General features: G+C 60.8%; 15 protein-coding genes and 1 pseudogene. 6 read left to right on the top strand and 10 right to left on the bottom strand.

Annotation, left to right across the window (positions count from 1 at the left end; all coding sequences use genetic code 11):
* Position 1 precedes the first annotated feature (1 nt).
* The 4 genes from AC09SL_RS06460 to AC09SL_RS06445 all read right to left on the bottom strand — a co-directional run bounded on the left by AC09SL_RS06460 (position 2) and on the right by AC09SL_RS06445 (position 3,690).
* On the bottom strand, positions 2-448 hold the full coding sequence (locus AC09SL_RS06460) for a hypothetical protein (protein WP_058544396.1): 447 nt from the start codon (positions 446-448) through the stop codon (positions 2-4).
* A gap of 310 nt (positions 449-758) precedes the next feature.
* Positions 759-1,295, bottom strand: coding sequence for an AAA family ATPase (locus tag AC09SL_RS06455; RefSeq protein WP_058544454.1), 537 nt, complete (start codon positions 1,293-1,295; stop codon positions 759-761).
* A complete protein-coding gene (gene pnuC / locus AC09SL_RS06450) occupies positions 1,292-1,855 on the bottom strand; it encodes a nicotinamide riboside transporter PnuC (RefSeq protein WP_058544395.1) in 564 nt (187 codons plus the stop codon). Before pnuC ends, AC09SL_RS06455 begins: the two co-directional genes overlap by 4 nt.
* Before the next feature lie 200 nt (positions 1,856-2,055).
* On the bottom strand, positions 2,056-3,690 hold the full coding sequence (locus tag AC09SL_RS06445) for a methyl-accepting chemotaxis protein (RefSeq protein WP_058544394.1): 1,635 nt from the start codon (positions 3,688-3,690) through the stop codon (positions 2,056-2,058).
* A gap of 273 nt (positions 3,691-3,963) precedes the next feature.
* Here AC09SL_RS06445 and AC09SL_RS06440 point away from each other — a divergent pair, with 273 nt between their 5' ends.
* Complete coding sequence (locus AC09SL_RS06440) at positions 3,964-4,794, top strand: undecaprenyl-diphosphate phosphatase (RefSeq protein ID WP_058544393.1); 831 nt, start codon at positions 3,964-3,966, stop codon at positions 4,792-4,794.
* A complete protein-coding gene (locus AC09SL_RS06435; protein ID WP_058544392.1) occupies positions 4,791-5,210 on the top strand; it encodes a DUF1294 domain-containing protein in 420 nt (139 codons plus the stop codon). Before AC09SL_RS06440 ends, AC09SL_RS06435 begins: the two co-directional genes overlap by 4 nt.
* Before the next feature lie 4 nt (positions 5,211-5,214).
* Here AC09SL_RS06435 and AC09SL_RS06430 read toward each other — a convergent pair whose 3' ends face one another.
* Both AC09SL_RS06430 and AC09SL_RS06425 read right to left on the bottom strand, forming a co-directional pair.
* Positions 5,215-5,565 carry an MmcQ/YjbR family DNA-binding protein gene (locus AC09SL_RS06430; protein ID WP_058544391.1) on the bottom strand — a complete coding sequence of 117 codons (351 nt, stop codon included), beginning with the start codon at positions 5,563-5,565 and terminating at the stop codon, positions 5,215-5,217.
* Positions 5,562-6,470, bottom strand: coding sequence for a LysR substrate-binding domain-containing protein (locus AC09SL_RS06425; RefSeq protein ID WP_058544390.1), 909 nt, complete (start codon positions 6,468-6,470; stop codon positions 5,562-5,564). The genes AC09SL_RS06430 and AC09SL_RS06425 overlap by 4 nt, the downstream gene beginning before the upstream one ends.
* A gap of 129 nt (positions 6,471-6,599) precedes the next feature.
* Between AC09SL_RS06425 and AC09SL_RS06420 the strand changes: the two genes are divergently transcribed.
* The 3 genes and pseudogenes from AC09SL_RS06420 to AC09SL_RS06410 form a co-directional block, all read left to right on the top strand.
* A complete protein-coding gene (locus tag AC09SL_RS06420) occupies positions 6,600-7,208 on the top strand; it encodes an FMN-dependent NADH-azoreductase (protein WP_058544389.1) in 609 nt (202 codons plus the stop codon).
* A gap of 184 nt (positions 7,209-7,392) precedes the next feature.
* Positions 7,393-8,430, top strand: coding sequence for an alpha/beta hydrolase family protein (locus tag AC09SL_RS06415; protein ID WP_058544388.1), 1,038 nt, complete (start codon positions 7,393-7,395; stop codon positions 8,428-8,430).
* Between the two features lie 225 nt (positions 8,431-8,655).
* Positions 8,656-8,736 (top strand): annotated as a pseudogene (locus AC09SL_RS06410) (nucleoid-structuring protein H-NS); the annotation flags it as partial.
* Between the two features lie 812 nt (positions 8,737-9,548).
* Here AC09SL_RS06410 and AC09SL_RS06405 read toward each other — a convergent pair.
* Together AC09SL_RS06405 and AC09SL_RS06400 are read right to left on the bottom strand one after the other, a co-directional pair.
* Positions 9,549-10,742, bottom strand: a complete 1,194-nt coding sequence (locus AC09SL_RS06405; RefSeq protein ID WP_058545831.1) for an MFS transporter — start codon at positions 10,740-10,742, stop codon at positions 9,549-9,551.
* A 238-nt stretch (positions 10,743-10,980) separates the two neighbouring features.
* Entirely contained in the window at positions 10,981-12,570 is a 1,590-nt protein-coding gene (locus tag AC09SL_RS06400) for an ABC-F family ATPase (protein ID WP_003181279.1), read from the bottom strand.
* Positions 12,571-12,972: 402 nt separating this feature from the next.
* On the opposite strand from AC09SL_RS06400, the gene lpxO reads away from it, so the two are divergent.
* The gene (lpxO, locus tag AC09SL_RS06395) at positions 12,973-13,872 is read left to right on the top strand and encodes a lipid A hydroxylase LpxO (RefSeq protein ID WP_058545918.1); all 900 of its coding nucleotides are present in this window, start codon (positions 12,973-12,975) and stop codon (positions 13,870-13,872) included.
* 180 nt (positions 13,873-14,052) lie between these two features.
* Here lpxO and ligD read toward each other — a convergent pair whose 3' ends face one another.
* Both ligD and ku read right to left on the bottom strand, forming a co-directional pair.
* Positions 14,053-16,020, bottom strand: a complete 1,968-nt coding sequence (gene ligD, locus AC09SL_RS06390) for a DNA ligase D (protein ID WP_058545832.1) — start codon at positions 16,018-16,020, stop codon at positions 14,053-14,055.
* Positions 16,021-16,052: 32 nt separating this feature from the next.
* Positions 16,053-16,943 (bottom strand): non-homologous end joining protein Ku, encoded by an 891-nt coding sequence (gene ku, locus AC09SL_RS06385; protein ID WP_058545833.1) that lies wholly within the window; start codon positions 16,941-16,943, stop codon positions 16,053-16,055.
* Between the last annotated feature and the right edge of the window lie 134 nt (positions 16,944-17,077).

The following is a 17,077-nucleotide window of genomic DNA, read 5'->3' as shown; positions in this document are numbered from 1 at the left end:
CTCACTGGCCTCCCGCCAGCCGACCCAGCGGAGCCAGGCCAGAACTCAACGAGCGGTTGATGGTGCCGGAGATCGCGCCGCCGCTACCGCCACCGTGACCGGCACTCATGCCTGGCATACCGTTGGGGTTGGTCACGACGTTCAGGCCTTGCACACTGGTATTGGGATTGATGGTGTTGCGGATCGACGAGCCGCTGGCCACGGCGGCGAATTCGCCATCGCTCAGTTCGGTGCTGGCGGTCGCCTGGTTGATTCGTTCGGAGGGGTTGGCATTGACGGTGGTCGGGTAGGGGTCTTTGCCACCGTTGCGACCAATTGCGATGGGCTGCACGTCACGGTTGAGCACAATGACGCCGTTGCCCTCAGCCTGCACTGGCAGACTGAGCGTTGCGCTGGCGGCGCAGCCGATCAACAGCAGACAGGTCAAACTTCTCTCGAAAGTCCCCACGGCATCAATTCCTTCTTCGGTGGGCTGGCCCTGGTCCAGCGTGCGAAGAGGGGCAGAGCAGGTGTCGTGCCGAGTTTCTAAAATCCTTTTAATTCAACGAGTTGTATTTGTGGGTGGCGTGCCGTGGGACGAATCTGTTTCAGCGTTGAGACAAGGGGGAGGGTGACCAATCGGTCACATACTGTTCCAGGGCTCTGGATCCAGGCTTTTGGGCAGGTGTTTCAGAAGCTTGACAGTCTTGATGGCAATTTGGTGAAGCGGCGTTGGATCCGGCTCTGGAGTGACTGCGTTGTTTCAAGAATGAAACAGATCATCCTTGTGGTCCGGCATCAAGCAGGCGGCAAATGGCTGTGAACACCTGTTGTTGGCGTTGTACCCAATCACCTTCAATAATCTGGAAGGGTTGTCGATGGTGACTGAGCCAAGCCTCGATCGCTTCAAAAAACGCCAGCCGTTCTGCCAGTTCGGGCTGGCAACGCAAACCGTCGCCGGTCCATTCGACCTGCTCGGGGCTCAGCAGCAGGTGCAGGTCATAATGGCGGGCCAGCAGGGCCGGCTCGAGCCAGTCCGGGCAGTCGCCGAACAGGGTCTGGCTCCAGAGGATGTTGCTCAGCAGGTGAGTGTCGAGGATCAACAGCGCGGGCCGGCGGGCCCGTGCTTCATCTTCCCAGGCCAGTTGGCCGGCGGCGATGTCGGTGATGTCGGCCAGGCAGGTGTCGCGCTGGGTCTGCTCCATGAAATGGCGCACATATTCATCCACCCGCACGCCACCAAAGTGCTCCTGCAATTGCGCCGCCAGCCAACTCTTGCCGCTCGATTCCGGGCCGGTCAGCACCACCACCTTCATGCGCGCAGGGCCGGGTCGGCGCGCCATTGCCGCCAGCCTTGCACGGCCAGCAGGGTGAACAGGGCATAGAGTGCGGCGGTCAGGTGCAAGCCCTTGTAGATGAACAGGCCGACGAAAATCACGTCCAGGGCAATCCACAGCGGCCAGCATTGCACGCGTTTTTGCGCCATCCACCACTGGGCCACGAGGCTGAAACCGGTGAGCGCGGCATCGAGCCAGGGCTGGGCGGCATCGGTCCAGTGGGCCATGGCGGCGCCCAACAGCAGGCTGCCTGCCGCACCAATGGCCAGGCCGAGCAGCACTGACGAGCCGCCGAGGTGGCTGACCTGGCGTCCATCATGATTGTGCCCGGCGCGGGTCCATTGCCACCAACCGTAGAGTTGCAGCACCGCGTAGACAACTTGCAGCAGCATGTCCGAGTACAACTTCACCTCGAAAAAAATCCAGCTGTACAGCAACACCATGACCAGGCCGATCGGCCAGCACCAGGGGTTCTGCTTGACGGTCAACCAGACAGCGATTACGCCGAGGGCTGCGGCAAACAGTTCAAGCCCGGACATGGCGGTTCCTTGGGGAAATAGAAGAGGGCGGCGATTGTAAACGCTATGGCGTGGGCAGCTCCAATACCAATGTTGAATGGGCCGCTGTTGTCGCGAGCGGCTCGCTCCACATTGGTTTTGGGTTGGTCTCAGGTTTGGTGTCCACCGCGAATCCCTTGTGGGAGGGAGCAAGCCCGCTCCCACAAAGGGTCCATCAATCCTTAGACCCGGAACTGCGTGAGCAACCCGTTCAACTGTTCACTCAATGCCTTGAGGCGGGTGCTTGCCTGGCTGGACTGCTCGGCGGCCATGGCGGTGCTGTGGGACAGGCCGGCGGCCTGGGTGACGTTCTGGTTGATGTCTTCCACCACATGGGCCTGTTGCAGGGTGGCACTGGCGATGGAGGCGTTCAGGCTGTTGAGGTTGCGCAGGGCCTGGCCGATGGCGTTGAGGCTGGCACCGGCCAGGCCGGCTTGTTCAATGGTCAGTTGCGAAGCACGGCTGCTGTCGCCGATGACTTTCACGGCGGCTTCGGAATGGGTTTGCAGGCGCTCGATCATCGCCTGGATCTCTGCAGTGGACTTCTGTGTACGCTGGGCCAGCAGCCGTACTTCATCGGCGACCACCGCAAAGCCCCGGCCTTGTTCGCCGGCGCGGGCGGCCTCGATCGCGGCGTTGAGGGCCAGCAGGTTGGTCTGTTCGGCAATGGAGCGAATCACTTCCAGCACGCTGCCAATCTGGGTGCTTTCACTCGCCAGCGTGCGGATCACTTCCACCGCCTGGTCGATGGTCTGGGACAGGTGGTCGATCTGCTGCAGGCTGCCATCGATGTTGACTTGGCCTTGCTGGGCCTGGGATTCGGCGTCGCGCATCTCACTGGCCGCGTGCTCGGCATTCTTGGCCACGTCCTGCACGCCATAGGTCACTTCATTGATCGCGGTAGCCACCAGCTCCATTTGTTGCGACTGCTGCTGGCTGCGTTCCTGCGCCTGCGCTGCGTCGTTGCCCAATTCGCTGGAGGATTGCCCCAGTGCACTGGCCGAAGCTTGCAATTGGGTCACCACGTGCCGCAACTTGGCGGTAAAGGCGTTGAAATGCCGAGCCAGTTGCGTGACTTCGTCCTGGCCGTGGGTGTCGAGGGTGCGGGTCAGGTCACTTTCGCCACTGGCGATGTTGGCCATGGCGTTCACCGTTTCCTGCAGGGGGCCGACGATGCTGCGCACGATCAGGGTCAACAGCAGGCCCATGAGCAGGGTGATGACCAGACCGACCACCGAAGCCTTGATTACCTGGGACAGAAACTCGGCCTCGACGTCATCCACATACACGCCAGAGCCGATGATCCAGCCCCAAGGCTCGAACAATTGGACGTAGGAGGTCTTGCCCACCGGGGCCTCGGCGCCCGGCTTCGGCCAGAGGTAGTTGATCATGCCTGCGCCCTTGGATTTGGCGATGGCAACCATCTCGTTGAACAGCGCATAGCCGTTCGGGTCACGGATGGCCGAGAGGTTCTGGCCTTCAAGCTTCGGGTTGGCCGGGTGCATGACCATCACGGGCGTCAGGTCGTTGATCCAGAAATAGTCACTCTGGTTATAGCGCAGGCCACGCACGGCGCTGAGGGCCTGCTTTTGCGCGGCATCACGGGTCAGGGTGCCAGCGGTTTCCAGGCCATGGTAGTAGCTCAGCACGCCGCTGGCGGTCTGTACCACGTGCTGGGTTTTCTGCACCTTGGCTTGGTAAAGGTCGGTGTGGATCTGATTGAGCATCAAGGCGCCGAGCGTGAACAACATCACGATGGCCACGACGAGGATGAGCCACAAGCGTCGGCTGATCGACACACTGCGCAAGCTATTCATACGCTGTCACTCCGGTTTTTTATTCTTGTCATATCGACGGCCGGCACTGTAGCGCCCGGCAGCTATCCCTAATTGACTTGAGTCACAACGCGGCAGCGTTATCAGGGCTTGTCTGATAGGATTTCGGCCCCGCAGCGCAAAACCTGAGCCTGTTCTCATTTTTCATTGGTTTTTTTTGAAAGGTCGCGGTTATCGTGCACCCGCCGCGGGGTACCTGCATGACACTTGAATATTGATAAGACCTGCATGAACAGCGTCTTTTTTGGGGGATGAATGGATTTGTGGACCGCCTTTTCGGCACTGATTCTTGGCGTAGTGGAAGGCCTGACGGAATTCCTGCCGATTTCCAGCACGGGGCACCAGATCATAGTTGCCGACTTGCTTGAGTTTGGTGGCGAACGTGCGATGGCGTTCAACATTATCATCCAGCTCGGCGCGATCCTGGCGGTGGTCTGGGAGTTCCGCCGCAAGATATTCGACGTGGTGCTGGGCCTGCCGACGCAACCCAGCGATCGCCGCTTTACCGCCAACCTGCTGATCGCCTTCATGCCCGCCGTGGTCTTGGGTGTGCTGTTTGCCGACTGGATCCACCACTACCTGTTCAACCCGATTACGGTGGCCGCCGCGCTGGTGGTGGGCGGCCTGGTGATGCTCTGGGCCGAGAAGCGCCAGCACCAGGTGCACGCTATGACCGTGGACGAGATTTCCTGGAAAGATGCGCTGAAGGTCGGCCTGGCCCAATGCATTGCGATGATTCCAGGCACGTCCCGTTCCGGTGCGACCATCATCGGTGGCTTGTTGTTCGGGCTGTCGCGTAAAACCGCGACCGAGTTTTCGTTCTTCCTGGCGATGCCGACCATGGTCGGTGCGGCTGTCTACTCGGGCTACAAATACCGTGAGTTGTTTGTCCCGGCGGATTTCCCGGTGTTCGCCATTGGCTTCGTCACGGCGTTCATTTTCGCCATGATTGCGGTCAAGGCCCTGCTGCGATTCATCGCCAGCCACAGCTACGCCGTGTTCGCCTGGTATCGAATCGCCTTCGGCCTGTTGATCCTGGCAACCTGGCAGTTCGGCTGGGTGGACTGGACCGCTGCCAAGCCATGAACGAACCAGGCAACCGCAAGCGCGCCGGACGCAATGCTGAAGGTCGCGTGCAGCATCTGCGGCTCAAGCTGATGGCGTTTGTGCTGCTCTGTGCCTTGCCGGTGTTCGGTTCGCTGCTGTTCGGGCTGCGGGCGGTGTCGTGGGTGCCGATGGTGGCTTATGGCGTCGTCAGCGTGGTGGCGTTCCTGCTGTACTGGAGCGACAAGCGCAAGGCGCGCGCCGACGCCTGGCGCACCCCGGAGAACGTGCTGCATGCGGTGGAGCTGGCCGGCGGTTGGCCCGGCGCCTTGCTGGCCCAGCAGCTGTTTCGCCACAAGACTCGCAAAGTGTCGTTTCAGGTCGTGTTCTGGTTCATCGTGCTGTTGCACCAGGTGTTCTGGATCGACCAGTTGTTCCTGGGCCGCTTTGTGTTTTGAATAACTAGAGCAACAAGCCCGCCTGGGTGCGCTTGGGCAATTTGCTGACCACCAACTGGTGTGAACGTTGCAGCAGGCCACGCAGCTCTTCGCCATCCAGCGGGTAGGGCACCTGCATGATGACCCACTGGGCCCGCGCCAGGTAAGGCGCGGGGTGGATGCCCGGCCGATCGCAATGGCCCAGGAACAGGTCCTTGTCGACCTTGAACGCCAGCGAGTCGCCTCGCAGGCCCTGCAAGGCGAACATCTTGTTCCCAGCAATGGAAAACACCCGCACGCCGCCCCATTTGTAGTCCTCCCTGGCACCGGGCAGGTCCAGGCAAAACTGCGCGACATCCTCTTCGCTCAACCTCATATCGTTCTATCTCCACAGCCCTCGAAGGCTTCCACCAAATGATCGATCCATGCACGCACCGCCGGCAACATGCCGCGCCGATGCGGGTAGACCGCCTGGAGCCAGCCATCGGGTGACGACCATCCAGGCAAGAGTTCCACCAGTGTGCCGTCCTGCAATTCCTGCTCGCAATACATGCTCGGCAATAAAGTGAAGCCCAGGCCGGCGAGGGTGCAGGCCCGGCGCACAATGAAGTCGTCAATGCCCAGGCGGGCTTCCAGGCTCAGTTCCACACGCTGCCCGTCGGCGCTGACCAGGCGCAGGTGCACCTGGCGATCGGCTTCCAATGCCCCCAGCACCGGCAACTGCTTGAGATCATCCGGGGTTTCGATCCGCCGTCCTTCGACAAAGGCCGGGCTGGCGACCATCATCAGCCGCGCCTGGCGCAGACGCCGGGTCATCAGCAAGGGGTCTTCGTCCCCCAGGTCGCGCACGCGCAACGCCACATCGATGCCTTCGCTGATCAGGTCGACCCGCCGGTTAAGCAGGGTCATCTCCAGTTGCACCAAAGGGTATTTCACCAGGAAGGTTTCGATTATCACCGGCAGGAACTGGTGGGCCAGGCCCACCGGGCTCGATACGCGCAATCGGCCACGCGGTTCGCTGGACATGCTCGCCACCGCCTCGTCGGCCATCTCGGCCTCCAGCAACATCGCCTGGCAATGGCGCAGGTAACGCTCACCGACCGCGGTCAACTTCAATTGGCGAGTGGTGCGTTGGAGCAACCGGGCGCCGAGGCGTTCTTCCAGCTCGGCAATCCGGCGTGACAGCCGCGATTTGGGAATCCCCAGCAATCGCCCGGCCGCCGCGAAACCGCCGGCTTCGACGACTTTGGCGAAGTAGTACAAGTCATTGAGGTCTTGCATGTTGAGCTCGATTGTCCTGTCAGTGGGACAAACTATCGCATTTATGCTGTCTTATCGATCATTAGCTTCGTCGATAGGATGGTCACCCATTGATCGCCCGGTTGCGGTCCTCACTTGGAGAGCACTGACATGAAACTGCTGCACATCGACTCGAGCATCCTCGGCGACAACTCCGCTTCCCGCCAATTGAGCCGCGAAGTGGTTCAAGTCTGGAAAGCTGCCGAGCCAGGCATCACGGTGACCTACCGCGACCTGGCCGCTGACGCCATCAGCCATTTTTCCGCCCAGACCTTGATCGCCGCCGGCACCAGCGCCGAATTGCGCGACGCAGCGCTCAAGCATGAAGCCGATCTCAGCGCGTCGGCGATGGCCGAATTCCTGGCCGCTGATGCGGTGGTCATCGCCGCGCCGATGTATAACTTCAGCATTCCGACCCAACTCAAGGCCTGGATCGACCGCATCGCCGTGGCCGGCCAGACGTTCCGCTACACCGAAGCCGGTCCCGAAGGCCTGTGTGGCGGCAAGAAACTGGTGATCGTTTCCACCGCAGGTGGTTTGCATGCCGGCCAACCGAGCGGCGTAGGGCACGAGGATTATCTGAAGCTGATGTTCGGTTTCCTCGGCATCACCGATATCGAATTCGTCCGCGCCGAGGGCCTGGCCTACGGTGACGATATGCGCACCAAAGCCATGAGCGAAGCCACGTTGCAGATCGGCCAGCAGTTCGCTGCTGCGTAAGGCTTGCGTAAAGGCTCTAAGCTATTGGGGCAGCCTTCGTAAAACCCTGTATTCTCGTTGTCATTGGACGGTCGGGATGCAGGGTTTTGCTGCATTCGGCGCTGGGCTTTATGGCGCAGGTTATGCACGGCCAAGACGGCGAGCGACGGGGCCTTCCCGTGCGCTGGTGAAGGTGGAAGATTCGATGACGCGTTTTGGTGCAGCGTTGCTGCTTTGCTTGTGTGCCAGTCTCGGTTCAGTGCAGGCCGCCCCGGGGCCACATCCGCATTGGAGCGCCGGTTTCCATGAGCTGAGTTTTCTCGATCCGCTGGATCAGCAGCCGATGCATGCGATCGCCTTTTATCCGTCCACCGACCGGGAACAGTCCAGCCTGCTGGGTGGCTACCAGATCGATGCCGCGCCAGACGCCAAGATCGCTATCGGGCGCTTTCCGCTGTTGATGCTGTCCCCTGGCAATACCGGTACGCCGCTGGCCCTGCATGACCTGGCCACTTCGCTGGCGCGCAAGGGGTTTGTCATAGTGGCGGTGACTCATCCCGGCGACAACGCTCAGGATCACAGCCGGCTTGGCACCCTGAGCAACCTGTACGGGCGGCCGATCCAGATTTCCGAAGCCATCACCGCAACGCTCAATGACCCGATGCTCTCGCCGTTCGTCAATGCCGGGCAGGTCGGGGTGATCGGCTATTCGGCCGGTGGCGAAACCGCGCTGATCCTGTCCGGTGCGACGCCCGACCTCAATCGCCTGCGCCGCTACTGCGTAGAGCGGCCGGACGACCGGGACGCCTGCAATACCCAGGGCGAACTGATCGCTGATCGCGATGACCTGCAACCGGTGGCTGACCCCAGGGTCCGGGCGTTGTTGTTGATGGCGCCGCTGAGCCTGAAGTTCGGCCGTCATACCCTGGCTGATGTCCATGTGCCGGTGCTGCTGTACAGCGGCGATGGCGACAAACTCGTGGCCTTCGACAAGAATGCCGCCGCTCTGGCCCGTAAGCTGCCCACTGCGCCGGACTTCAAGACCCTGGCCGGTGCGGGGCATTTTGTCTTCCTGGCACCGTGCACAGACGAGCAGATCGCCGCGATGCCGGCGCTTTGCACGGATGCTGACGGTGTCGACCGCAAGGACATCCACCGCACCATGATTTCCGAGGCCAGCCGCTTTTTCGGCGAGGCCTTGGGCAAGCCGACCCGGGCGGGGATGAGGACGGCTGATCAATGAGGTAGTGCTGTTCACTTAAGCGTTCCCGGTGATCTTCCGTTCCGAGTTTTTGGTGTGTATATCCGTTTCTGCGGTAACGGCTACTTAGGGTTCCGCCCTGACGGCGGCTCACTTTTGGAAGAGCCGGGAGCCGGACCAGCCAAAAGTAAGCAAAAACGCTCATGCCCCACCACTTGGCAACTCGCTTAGGCTCGGTGTGCCCGAACGAAGGCATTGCTCCGTGGGCCCACTACGCAATACCTGCGTTCGGCCAGCGTGGTTAACGGGGCGCCCGAGATCAACGTCCACCGCGAGGCGGCCTTATAGCCGACCTGGCTCTTTCGGTCGTACACCCATCAGATCTGTTTGAGCAGGACCTGTGGGAGCAAAGCTTGCTCGCGAAGCGGCCTCACAGCCGACCTGATTCTCCCGTTCGTACGCCCATCAGATCTGTTTGAGCAGGACCTGTGGGAGCAAAGCTTGCTCGCGAAGCGGCCTCACAGCCGACCTGGTTCTCCCGTTCGTACACCCGTCAGATCTATTTGAGCAGGACCTGTGGGAGCAAAGCTTGTTCGAGAAGCGGCCTCACAGCCGACCTGGTTCTCCCGTTCGTACACCCATCAGATCTGTCTGAGCAGGACCTGTGGGAGCAAAGCTTGCTCGCGAAGCGGCCTCACAGCCGACCTGGTTCTCCCGTTCGTACACCCATCAGATCTGTCTGAGCAGGACCTGTGGGAGCAAAGCTTGCTCGAGAAGCGGCCTCACAGCCGACCTGGTTCTCCCGTTCGTACGCCCGTCAGATCTGTTTGAGCAGGACCTGTGGGAGCAAAGCTTGCTCGCGATAGCGGTCGATCAGCTTGCATCAGCGCTGGATGTGCCGCCGTCTTCGCGAGCAAGCTTTGCTCCCACAGATCTGACGGGTGTACGACCGGAAGAGCCAGGTCGGCTATCAGGCCGCCTCGCGATGGACGTTGATCTCGGCGCCCCGTTAACCACGCTGGGCCATGGATGGCCCTTCGCGGCGGGCCCACGGAGCAGTGCCGGAGTGAGGGCACACCGAGCCTAAGCGAGGTGCCAAGTGGTGGGGCAGAGCGTTTTTGCCATTCCTGAAACAAGCGCCGTTTCCCTAGTGAACAGTATTACGAAGACGCGTTCATGGCTCGGCGACGCAGCAGCAGAGTCAGGCCCAGCCCAGTGACGGACAACAAGGCGGCAAAGAAGAAAATCGACGAATAACCCAGGTTCAACGCCACCGCCCCCATCAGCGGACCGGCAATCGCCAGCGCCAGGTCAAAGAACACCGCATAGGCGCTCAAACCCGCACCCCGGCTGGTGTTCGGCACTTGCTTGATGGCCTCCACCCCCAGCGCTGGGTATACCAGCGACAGCCCGAAACCAGCCAGCCCGGCACCGACCAGGGCGAACGCGGTGGACGGCGCCAGCCACAGCAATACCAGCCCGAGGGTTTCAATGCTCATGCAGGCAATGGCCGAGTTGAAGCCACCGAAGCGGGCGATGCTGGAAATGAACAACAACCGTGCCAGGATGAAGCAGATCCCGAAGACCGTCAGGCACCAGGCCGCGCCGGTCCAGCCGCGACTGATATAGAACAATGTGATGAACGTGGTGAGCGTGCCATAGCCGATCGACGCCAGGCTCAGGCTCGCGCCGAACGGTGCAATGCGTCCAAACACCGCCCAGAAAGGCAAGCGTTCGCCACGAATGACCGGCACCGATGGCTTGTTGCGAATCATCAACAGCGCCGCCCCGGCCAGCACCGACAAAGCCACACCCAGGCTGGCGAACCCCAGCTCACCGACCATCACCACGCCCAGCGGGGCGCCGATGGCGATGGCTCCGTACGAGGCGATACCGTTCCAGGAAATCGAACGGGCTGTGTGCTCCACACCCACCTGGCCCATGCACCAACTGATGGTGCCCACGCCAATCAGCCCTTGGGCCACGCCAAGCAGCAAGCGCCCAGCAATCAGAATCAACAGGCTGGGCAGGGGAAAGCTTTGCAGCAAGATCGAGAGCAGCGTCAGCAAACCGCTGAGCACAATCCCCGACAGCCCGTAGACGATTGCCCGCTTCGTGCCGACGCTGTCCGACAGTCGCCCGGCCATGGGGCGGCTGAGCAGGGTCGCCAGGTACTGTGAGCCGATGGTCAACCCGGCCACCACTGCGCTGAAGCCCAGTTGCTCGTGGACGTACCCCGGCAGCACGGCGATGGGCAGGCCGATGCATAGAAAGGCGATGAAGGTGTAGAAAACGATGGAAACGATCTGCAGGGTGATCGACAGGGAGCTGGAGGCAGGTGAGGGCGTGGGCATAGGGCTCGTTCGCGGGCGGCGGTAAGAGAGCCTCATCATGGCGTGAGGTGAGGATAAAAGAAAGCAGGCTAACTAAATGGGTTTGGGAGGCTGAGTGCTCAGTTTGAAATGAGGTTGAATGTACCGGCCTCATCGCGAGCAAGCTTGAACTCCCACAGGTTGTTGCTCTTTGGGATACAAAAAAGCCCTGTCACATGGACAGGGCTTTGCTTTTGCAGCGAACAGCCAAGGACTGTCCTTAGAACACCACACCCTGGCTACGCAGGTAGTCGTCATAGGTGCCGCTGAAGTCGACCACGCCGTCGGCGCTCAACTCGATGATGCGGGTGGCCAGGGAGGAGACGAACTCACGGTCATGGCTGACGAAGATCAGCGTGCCCGGGTAGTTTTCCAGTGCCAGGTTCAGCGCTTCGATCGATTCCATGTCCAGGTGGTTGGTCGGCTCGTCCATGACCAGCACGTTCGGCTTTTGCAGGATCAGCTTGCCGAACAGCATGCGGCCTTGCTCACCACCGGAAATGACCTTGACCGACTTGAGGATCTCGTCGTTGGAAAACAGCATGCGGCCCAAGGTGCCACGAACCAGTTGTTCGCCACCCTGGGTCCACTGGCCCATCCAGTCGAACAGGTTGACGTCGTCTTCGAAGTCGTGGGCATGATCCTGGGCGTAGTAGCCCAGTTCCGCGGCGTCGGTCCATTTCACGGTACCGGCATCGGGTTCCAGTTCATTGACCAGGGTGCGCAGCAAGGTGGTCTTGCCGATACCGTTCGGGCCAATGATCGCCACGCGTTCACCGGCTTCGACGGTGAAGCTGAAGTCCTTGAACAGCGGCTTGCCGTCAAAACCCTTGGCCATGCGTTCGACAATGACCGCCTGGCGATGCAGTTTCTTGGTCTGTTCGAAGCGAATGAACGGGCTGACGCGGCTCGATGGCTTGACCTCGGCCAGTTGGATCTTGTCGATTTGCTTGGCGCGAGACGTAGCCTGCTTGGCTTTCGAGGCGTTGGCCGAGAAACGGCTGACGAACGACTGCAGCTCGGAAATCTGCGCCTTCTTCTTGGCGTTGTCCGACAGCAGTTGCTCGCGGGACTGGGTCGCCACGGTCATGTACTCGTCGTAGTTGCCCGGGAACAGGCGCAGCTCGCCGTAGTCCAGGTCCGCCATGTGGGTGCAGACACTGTTCAGGAAGTGACGGTCGTGGGAGATGATGATCATCAGGCTCGAACGCTGGGTCAGCACGTTTTCCAGCCAGCGGATGGTGTTGATATCCAGGTGGTTGGTCGGCTCGTCCAGCAGCAGAACTTCCGGGTCGGAGAACAGCGCCTGGGCCAGCAACACTCGCAGTTTCCAGCCTGGCGACACTTCGCTCATCGGGCCGAAATGCTGCTCGATGCCAATCCCCAGGCCCAACAGCAGTTCACCGGCGCGGGATTCGGCGGTGTAGCCGTCCATCTCGGCAAATTCGGTTTCCAGCTCGGCCACGGCCATGCCGTCTTCTTCGGTCATTTCTGGCAGCGAATAGATGCGATCGCGCTCGGCCTTGACCTTCCACAGCTCCTCGTGACCCATGATCACGGTGTCGATCACGGTGAATTCTTCGTAGGCGAACTGGTCCTGGCGCAGCTTACCCAGGCGCACGTTCGGCTCGAGCATGACCTGGCCGCCGGACGGCTCGAGGTCACCGCCGAGGATTTTCATGAAGGTCGACTTGCCGCAACCGTTGGCGCCAATCAGACCGTAGCGGTTGCCCGCGCCGAATTTGACAGAGACGTTTTCGAACAGTGGCTTGGCGCCGAACTGCATCGTGATGTTAGCTGTAGAGATCAAAGGTTTATCCTGCGGAACATTCAGAGTAGCTAAGGGTGCGGCAGTACCTGTTCAGTACCTGTTTGCGCACGTTGCGACCGCGCAAAGGCGTCGCGGTCGCAAGCGCAAGGGTCCATCCGGCATAAGAGGACAGCAGCATACGGAGCGCCTGGCCCGGTAGACGTGCGCCGAAGCCGCGTTTGCGGTATCGGCCAAAGGGGGCGCGTAATAGTTGGCGGCGATTGTACTGGTCTGGCCGCATAAACGATAGGGTATTGCCCGGGCAAGACAGTTTTTCACAATTGAAGGATAACTTTTGGTTACAAACTGTGGCTAGAATGCCATCGCACCCTGTGCCACCGCCCTTGCCGCTTGGCTGGCCCGGGGAGGCAACCTGATCACTCCAGCATGGTGACGGTTTTCGTGAAGCTCATCATTGTCGCGATCTACATCTTCTCCATTGCCTACGTTCACCTGCGCGGTCGCGTGCGGCATACGTTCGGACGCCAGTTGAGCGATCATTCGTCGTTTCTTGCGCCGATCAATTGCCTGCTTTACCTGTGCTCGAAACTGCCCAACAGGCCGTTCCTGAGCCCGGCGCAGTTCCCGGACCTGAGCCCGTTGCAGGCCCACTGGCAAGAGATCCGGGCCGAAGGCCAAGGCCTGTTGCACGCGGGGCAGATCAAGCGTTCCAATCAATACGACGATGTGGGCTTCAACTCGTTCTTCAAGACCGGTTGGAAGCGTTTCTACCTGAAGTGGTATGGCGACAGCCATCCTTCGGCCATGAAACTGTGCCCACGCACCACCGAACTGGTGCAGAGCATCGGCTCGATCAAGGCGGCGATGTTCGCCGAGTTGCCACCGGGCTCGAAGCTGGTGCGGCACCGCGACCCATACGCTGGGTCCTATCGCTATCACCTGGGGCTGGAAACGCCCAACGATGCGGGCTGCTACATCAATGTCGATGGCGAGCCTTATCATTGGCGCGATGGCGAGGCGGTGATCTTCGACGAAACGTTCATTCATTACGCTCAGAACACCACTGACCATAATCGCATCATCCTGTTCTGCGACGTGGAGCGGCCCATGAAGTTTCGCTGGGTTAGCGCGTTCAACCGCTGGTTCAGCCGCACCGTGATGGCCGCGGCCGGTGCGCCCAACGACGCGGGCGACAGGACGGGCGCCTTGAACCGGGCGTTCTCCAGGCTCTACAAGATCCGGTTGCAGGGCAAGGCCCTGAAAAAACGCAACCGCACGTTGTATTACCTGCAGAAGTGGGCTTTTTTTGGTGGTTTGCTGGCGATCTTTGTCTGGATCTGAATTTTTTACCCTCGTAGGAGCTGGCGAAGCCTGCGATCTTTTGATCTTTTGATCTTTTGATCTTTTGATCTTTTGATCTTTCGCTTGAGATTCAAGTGTCTGGGGAAAGATCGCAGCCTCGTTTCACTCGACAGCTCCTACGTTCCTACGTTCCTACGTTTCTACGGGTCTATAGGGTGTTCAGTCGTGGGGTTTTTGTGCATCCAATTGCTCCCACATCCTGGCCGTGATCCGCTGGCGGTGGTTGTAGCCTTCCCAAGGATCGGCGCCCAAGCCTTTGGCCCGTTCCAGCGCGGTATGAATGTCCCATTGCTGGGCGTTGCGCAGGGTTTGCAGTTCGGCCCGGGCAATCGGCACCGAGACCGGTAGCCCTGGCCTGGCGCGTACTGAGTAGGCGGCCACTGTGCTGGCACCGCGAGCGTTGCGCAGGTAGTCGACGAATATTTTCCCGACGCGGTTCTTTGGGCCCATGGTGGCCGTGATGCGCTCAGGCATTTGCCGGGTCAGAAACTGCGAGATGGCCTTGGCGAACGCCTTGGTGGCGTCCCAGCCCTCACTTCTCGCCAAGGGGACGATCACGTGCATGCCTTTGCCACCGCTGGTCTTGAGAAAAGCCTGCAAACCCAACTCGTCGAGCACCGCCAAGGTCATGTGGGTCGCCTCGATCATGGCGCTCCAGGGCAGCGAAGGGTCCGGGTCCAGGTCCAGAACGAACAGGTCAGGCGTCTCGATCCGGTCGTGGGTCGCGGTCCAGGTGTGCAGCTCCACCGTGCCCATCTGCGCCGCGCTCACCAGGGCGTGGATGTCATCGATTTCCATGAGCGCTGCATGGCCCGGGTCCAGGTGCGGATCCAACTGCTGGATATGGGGAATCTCCAGGCGATCGGCGTGCTTTTGAAAGAACTGCTCTTCGCCGATACCGTCCGGCGCCCGCAGTAGCGCGACCGGGCGCTGCTTGAGGTGCGGCAGGATCCAAGGAGCGATGTCCAGGTAATACTGCGCCAACTCGGCCTTTTGCACACCGCTGACACCGTCGATGACCCGATCGGGGTGGGTGATTGTCACGCCGTCGACTTTGGCCGCGCGGGCTTTGCTGCGGCGTTTGGGTTCTGGCGTCGTGGGTTTTATTGGCAGAGGCTGTTCGCGAAACACCTTGTCGGCCGGCATATTGCTCGACAAGTCCAGGAAAATAGCCTGCCGCACCTGGTTATCGCGAGTCCATTCAGTGAACTCGACCTCGCAGGTCAGGCCAGGCTCGACCCATTGCACGCCACGTCCCTGCACACCGTTGGGTGGCAACGCCAGGGGCGAAGCCTCGCGCTGCTGCGCACACAGTTGCGGGTGTAATTGTTTGATTTGCGCCTGGCTGAACCCCGTGCCGACCCGACCGGCGTACACCAGCCCAGACGGCCCGTTGACGGCCAGCAGCAACGCGCCGAAACCGCTGCGCTTGCCTTGGGGGCGGGTGAACCCGACGATGACGAAGGCTTGACGCAACCGGCACTTGAGTTTTACCCAATCGGCGCTTCGCCGGGACATATAAGGGCTGCCCAGGCGCTTGCCGACCACGCTGTCCAGTGAGAGCGCGATGGTGCTTTCGAACATGTCGTGCTGGCTGGCGGAAAACGACTCGGAAAAACGCAGGCGCTTGCTGGCGTTGTTGCCAAGGGCTTTTTTCAGGGCGGCACGGCGTTGCTCCACCGGTGCCTGGCGCAGGTCGACACCATTGAGGAACGGCGCATCGAACAGGAAATACACCATGTCGACCGTGCGGTTGATGTCGAAGGCCTGGCGCAGGGCCGCGAAATCGCAGTGGCCGGTCTCATCGAGCAGCACCAGTTCGCCGTCGAGCCAACTGTCCCCCAGGTTCAACCCGGCCAGGGCGTCTGCATGCAGCTTCAACCGCTCGGTCCAGTCCTGGTGAGTGCGATTGAACAGGCGGACTTCGCCACGTTCGATACGGGTCAGCAGCCGATAGCCGTGGAATTGGACTTCATAGCGCCATTCGCCGGTGGGCGGTTCTTCCACAGGCGTGGCCAATTGCGGCGACAGGCGCTCGGGCAGGCTGTTTTGAGGCGCCTTGCGGGCCGTCGTAGCGTCAGACTCGGCGTTGGACAAACGAGCAGATTCACTCTTGGCGTTGGCCATGGCAGATTCCCTTGTATTGCGCACGCCAGGGTTTACCCCCGGGAGGCCTTGGTGGCTTTTTTGGCAGGAGCGGATTTGCGGGGTTTCGCCGGTTTTGCAGCGACCTTCCCGGCGGATTTGTCGGTGGCCTTGCCCTTGCTGCCCAGGCTGCGCTTGAGCAACTCGGTAAGGTCGATGACATCGGCGGTCTTGCGTTGTTCTTCGCCCGGGTCGGTCTCCACCGCTTCAAGGCGGCCTTCGTTGGCCTTTTTCTCCACCAGTTCCATGATCTTGTCTTCGAAGCTGTCCCGGTATTCTTGCGGCTCCCAGTCGGCGCTCATGTCCTCGACGAGGCGCTTGGCCATTTCCAGCTCGCCCTTGGCCAGGGTCGGGTTCGTGACCTCGTCGCCCAGTTCCAGGACATCAAGATCGCGCACCTGCGCGGGCCAGCGCAGCATCACCAGCACCAGCGCCGATTCAAGGGGCATGAGCGCCGCCAAGTGCTGGCGGGTATGCAACACGACGTGGGCCAGGGCGACCTTGTTGGTCTTGACCAGGGTTTCGCGCAGCAGGGCATAGACTTTGCCACCGCGTTTGTCAGGGGCGAGAAAGTAGGGTGTATCGATGTTTTGCAGGGGGATCTTCTCGCTGTCGACAAAGGAAAAGATATCGATGGTCTGGGTGGACTTGGGGTGGACGGAACGAATTTCTTCCTCGCTGAGCAACACGTACTGGCCTTTCTGGTACTGGACGCCCTTGACGATGTCGTCCTTGGTCACTTCCTTGCCCGTAGCCTTGTTGACCCGTTTGTAGCCCACCGGGTCCATGCTGCGTTTGTCCAGCCAGTCAAAATCCACACCCTGGGAGGAGGTGGCCGACACCAGCGCGACAGGAATGTGGACCAGTCCGAAACTGATTGCGCCTTTCCAGATTGCCCGTGCCATGGTGGTGTCGTCCTCGCCGGTGGATGTCTTTCTGGTGACCTTCGCGCCTTGGGAAAAGTTTCCATTGTGGATGCGAGCTTGCTTGCGACAGCGGTGGGGCAACTTGCATCAAGGGTGCCTGTAGCGCCGTCATC

It is taken from the genome of Pseudomonas sp. PF05, assembly GCF_056521845.1.
The sequence above is the reverse complement of the archived record's forward strand: the minus strand, read 5'-3'. Positions and strand labels throughout refer to the sequence as shown.

Excerpts from the sequence above, each read along its gene's own strand:
- AC09SL_RS06420 (WP_058544389.1), top strand. The coding sequence starts at position 6,600 with ATGAAACTGCTGCACATCGACTCGAGCATCCTCGGCGACAACTCCGCT.
- AC09SL_RS06425 (WP_058544390.1), bottom strand. The coding sequence starts at position 6,470 with ATGCAAGACCTCAATGACTTGTACTACTTCGCCAAAGTCGTCGAAGCC.
- AC09SL_RS06430 (WP_058544391.1), bottom strand. The coding sequence starts at position 5,565 with ATGAGGTTGAGCGAAGAGGATGTCGCGCAGTTTTGCCTGGACCTGCCC.
- AC09SL_RS06445 (WP_058544394.1), bottom strand. The coding sequence starts at position 3,690 with ATGAATAGCTTGCGCAGTGTGTCGATCAGCCGACGCTTGTGGCTCATC.
- ligD (WP_058545832.1), bottom strand. The coding sequence starts at position 16,020 with ATGGCCAACGCCAAGAGTGAATCTGCTCGTTTGTCCAACGCCGAGTCT.
- AC09SL_RS06435 (WP_058544392.1), top strand. The coding sequence starts at position 4,791 with ATGAACGAACCAGGCAACCGCAAGCGCGCCGGACGCAATGCTGAAGGT.
- AC09SL_RS06405 (WP_058545831.1), bottom strand. The coding sequence starts at position 10,742 with ATGCCCACGCCCTCACCTGCCTCCAGCTCCCTGTCGATCACCCTGCAG.
- AC09SL_RS06440 (WP_058544393.1), top strand. The coding sequence starts at position 3,964 with ATGGATTTGTGGACCGCCTTTTCGGCACTGATTCTTGGCGTAGTGGAA.
- ku (WP_058545833.1), bottom strand. The coding sequence starts at position 16,943 with ATGGCACGGGCAATCTGGAAAGGCGCAATCAGTTTCGGACTGGTCCAC.
- pnuC (WP_058544395.1), bottom strand. The coding sequence starts at position 1,855 with ATGTCCGGGCTTGAACTGTTTGCCGCAGCCCTCGGCGTAATCGCTGTC.
- AC09SL_RS06415 (WP_058544388.1), top strand. The coding sequence starts at position 7,393 with ATGACGCGTTTTGGTGCAGCGTTGCTGCTTTGCTTGTGTGCCAGTCTC.
- AC09SL_RS06455 (WP_058544454.1), bottom strand. The coding sequence starts at position 1,295 with ATGAAGGTGGTGGTGCTGACCGGCCCGGAATCGAGCGGCAAGAGTTGG.